The organism is Variovorax sp. KBW07 (assembly GCF_003852515.1).
Lineage (GTDB): Bacteria > Pseudomonadota > Gammaproteobacteria > Burkholderiales > Burkholderiaceae_C > Variovorax.
The window spans coordinates 13,085-16,747 of the sequence record NZ_QAJK01000106.1; the positions used below are offsets into that span (position 1 = coordinate 13,085).

The 3,663-nt window shown below is 66.7% G+C and carries 4 protein-coding genes; all 4 read right to left on the bottom strand.

Going from position 1 to position 3,663, the window contains the following annotated elements; translation table 11 throughout:
* Nucleotides 1-47: 47 nt before the first annotated feature.
* Nucleotides 48-1,178 (bottom strand): zinc-binding dehydrogenase, encoded by a 1,131-nt coding sequence (locus DBV14_RS21055; protein WP_124461716.1) that lies wholly within the window; start codon nucleotides 1,176-1,178, stop codon nucleotides 48-50.
* Between the two features lie 92 nt (nucleotides 1,179-1,270).
* The gene (locus DBV14_RS21060) at nucleotides 1,271-1,873 is read right to left on the bottom strand and encodes a dual specificity protein phosphatase family protein (protein ID WP_260397154.1); all 603 of its coding nucleotides are present in this window, start codon (nucleotides 1,871-1,873) and stop codon (nucleotides 1,271-1,273) included.
* Complete coding sequence (locus DBV14_RS21065; protein ID WP_124461718.1) at nucleotides 1,870-2,376, bottom strand: hypothetical protein; 507 nt, start codon at nucleotides 2,374-2,376, stop codon at nucleotides 1,870-1,872. The genes DBV14_RS21060 and DBV14_RS21065 overlap by 4 nt, the downstream gene beginning before the upstream one ends.
* Nucleotides 2,373-3,515: a glycosyltransferase gene (locus DBV14_RS21070; protein ID WP_124461720.1), complete on the bottom strand. Its 1,143-nt coding sequence runs from the start codon at nucleotides 3,513-3,515 to the stop codon at nucleotides 2,373-2,375. The genes DBV14_RS21065 and DBV14_RS21070 overlap by 4 nt, the downstream gene beginning before the upstream one ends.
* Nucleotides 3,516-3,663: the final 148 nt, after the last annotated feature.

Genomic DNA, 3,663 nt, shown 5'->3' on the forward strand with positions numbered 1-3,663 from the left:
CCGTACCGCGTACCGGGCGCCTCACCCAAAGCGCACAGACCGCAATCTCAGCCAGCCAACCCCTTGTTCGGATTGAGCAAGAACTTCTCGCCAGTCGCCTGCTTGCCGTACACCCCGATCGCATCGAGTTGCAGCGCTTCGAGCAGCGACACCTCCCGCGTGTACTTGCTCGCAAACGTCGTCTTCAATTCGGCAACAACGCGTGCCCGCAAACGCTGTGTTCCCTCGGCCCCCAGCTTCTGCAGGAACGGGAACAGCAGCCATCCGCCCATGCCCCACGCCATGCCGAAGTTGCGCACGAACTCCGTCGGCGAGCGGTCCAGGCCGCCGTAGATGTAGACCTGCTTGTGCGTCGTCGAACCGTAGCGGCTGTACTCCTTGGCCGTGCGGTTCAGTGCCGCTTCCATGCAGCCCAGGATCTGTCCCGCCAGCTTGCCGCCGCCCGTGGCGTCGAAGGCCAGCGTTGCGCCGGTGTCGACCAGCGCCTGCGTCAGGTCGTCAATGAACGTGGGCGACGTCGCGTTGCACACGTACTTTGCGCCGAGCCCGCGCAGCAGCGCTTCCTGCTCTGGCTTGCGCACGATGTTGACCAGGTCGATGCCGTCCTTCTGGCAGATCTTGTTCAGCATCTGGCCCAGGTTGGAGGCCGCAGCCGTATGCACCAGCGCCTTGTGGCCTTCCATGCGCATCGTCTCCACCATGCCGAGCGACGTGAGCGGGTTGACGAAGCACGATGCGCCGTCGGCCGGCGTGGTGCCTTCCGGCAGTTCCAGGCACTGCTGTACGGCGACCGCGCGGTACTGCGAATACATCGCGCCGCCGATGGCGGCCACGGTCTTGCCGAGCAGCGCCTGCGCAGCCGGCGACGCGCCGGCCTTCACCACCACGCCCGCGCCCTCGTTGCCCACAGGCATCGATTGATCGAGGCGGCCGGCCATGGCGGGCCGTGCGCGTTCGGGCACGGTGGCGGTCACGATCGGGCGGTCAGCCGTGCCCGATACCTTGGCGGTGCTCATGTCGGCGGCGCCGAACAGCAGGCCCAGGTCCGACGGATTCATCGGCGACGCCTCGACGCGAATCACCACCTCGTGGGCCTGCGGTTCGGGAATGGGCTCGTCGTGCAGCGAGAGTTCGAGTTCGCCGTTGGAGCGAACGAGGGAGCGCAGTTGCAGTGCCATGGAAGAAGCCTCTGAAAAGGTTCGTTCGAAGATGGCCTGGGTGGCCACGGGGCGGCCAGTATAGGAGCGCGATGCGAAAGCTGCAGGCGCCTTCAGGACACCAGGGGAATGGCCGGCGCATGGGCCAGCGCGTGGCGCATCTTCTGCGCGTCGAGCCGCTCGATGTAGCGCGGAATGTTGCGCCACAGCGTGTGATACCCATAGCCGCCGCGCAGCATTTCGTGCCGCGCGCTGTCTTTGTCCCAGTCTTGCACCGCCATGCGGTAGACGGCGGCCACCACGCCGGTGCGGTCGGCGCCGTGCATGCAGTGGATCAGCACCGGGCCGTGCTTCTCGGCCTCGCGCATGGCCACCAGTGCGCGCAGCACCTTGGCGTCGTCGATCGACCATGTGTTGATCGGCACGCGCATCAGGCGGATGCCGCTGCCGGCGAAAACCTTCTTGTCGTCGTTGAAAGAACGCAGGCTCACCACGGTGCGAATGCCGAGCGACTGCAGCGCCGCCATGTTGGCGCGCCGTGGCTGGGCGCTGCGGTACAGCGTGGGCGTGATGCGGTGCAGGTTCTCTACCTGCAGTTCGTCCAGCGGATCGGCCCAGTGGCCGGGCCGCGCGCCGTCGCTGTCGGCATTGCCTGTACCTGTGCCTGTATCAGTCTCAGTGGCATCGCCGTGATGGGCATCGACGGTTTTCTTCATGAGGGTTGCGTCTTCTTCTTGCGGCGCCAGTGACGCGTTGCCACGATCAGCAGCGCCACCGCCAGGCCGCCCCAGTAGTCGACCGGCGCGCCCCACAGCCAGTGCTTGTGCCAGAAGGCATCGACCGGGTTGAAGCGGGCCCAGCCGAAGGCCGGGTTGATGAGGAACCACAGGAAGTCTTCGCAGACCCAGAACACGATGAGGCCCGCGAGCGCCAGGCCCCAGTCGCGCAGTTTCCAGCGGCCGTTGAAGGCCAGTGGCGAAAAGAAAACCAGCGCCATGAAGGTGAACACCCATGCGTGGTAGCCGGTCATGGCGCGGCCGCCCCAGAAGATGTCGAGCCAGATGTTGTTCTCGATGCGCCAGGTCGGCAGCGACGTGGCCCAGCCCGCGCCGCCTTCGATCTGGATCTCGGCGTTGGCGAAGAAGAAGGCCATGACGACCACCCACGCGAGATAGCCCAGCGTGCGGCCCACGCCGGTCTTTTCGACTTCGCCGCTCACGCTGCCGCACCCAGCACGTGATGCAGCACGGCGCNNTTGCCGAGTGCACGGCTGCGCGCCGCCATGTTCGCGAGCTTGGCGGGGTCGGCCATCAGGCGCGCCACCTTGTAGTCGAGCCCGATGGCGTCGTAGGCGAGCCAGGCCGCGCCTTCTTCCATGAGGAAGCCGGCGTTGTGTTCTTCCTGCCCCGGAATGGGCGAGATCAGCAGCATCGGCTTGCCGAGCGCCAGGCACTCGGACACCGTGAGCCCGCCCGGCTTGGTCACCACCAGGTCGGCCGCGGCCATGAGCTTGTGCATTTCGTTGGTGAAGCCGATGGCCACCACGCGGCCCGGATGGCGCCTGGCCAGCGCTTCGAGCTTGCCGTGCGCCTCGACATTGCGGCCCGCGACGGCAATGACCTGGAAGTCGCCCGACTTGCCGTTTTGCCCGCCGAGGCCGAGCACGCGCTCGACCATGCTCGGCAGGTCGCCCACGCCGGCACCGCCCGAAGCCATCAGCAAGATGGGGCGCGACGGATCGAGGCCGAGTTCCGTAGCACAGGTGGCGCGCGCAAGCGCCGGCACGTCGGGTTCGGAAAAAGCCGGCATCACCGGAATGCCCGTGACGTGGACGCGGTCCGCCGGAATGCCGCGCGCCCGCAGGCGGAACGCCACTTCTTCAGTGGCCGCGAGGTAGCCCTCCATGCCCGGGACCAGCCACATGTTGTGCAGGTCGTAGTCGGTGATCTGCAGCCACACGGGGTAGTCGATGCGCCCGCGGTTGCGTTCGCGCATCAGCAATTCGGCCGGCAGGAAGTGGGTACAAATGACCGCATCGGGTTTCTCGCGCCGTATCTCGCGCACCAGTGCCCCGGTGCTGAGCCGTTCGATGCCACGGCGCAGGCGTTGCGAAGGCGCGTGGTGCGGGGTGACGTCGGTTCGCTGGTGCAGATACGACCAGAGGTCGGGCGCGCGGTTGACGAGCTGGATGTACCAGTCGGTGTAGACCTTGCGAAAGCCTCCGGCCACGTGGGCCATGGCATCGATATGAACCGCCGTGCAGGGCGGGGCGAGGTTCTGGGCGGTGGCGGCAAGCGCCTGTGCTGCACGCACGTGGCCGTTGCCGGCGCTCACGCTGAGGATCAGGAGTTTGGTCATGGATTCGGCGGTCTGCGCGGATTATGGCCATGCCGTGTGGCATTGCCCGCTGCTGGGCGCCGCCATAGCGGGTTGCGGGGTGACGGACTGCTCGTATGTCGCGCAGTTGTTCTTGTGTGCTGCTGTCTTCGTTCATTCAGGGCGACGC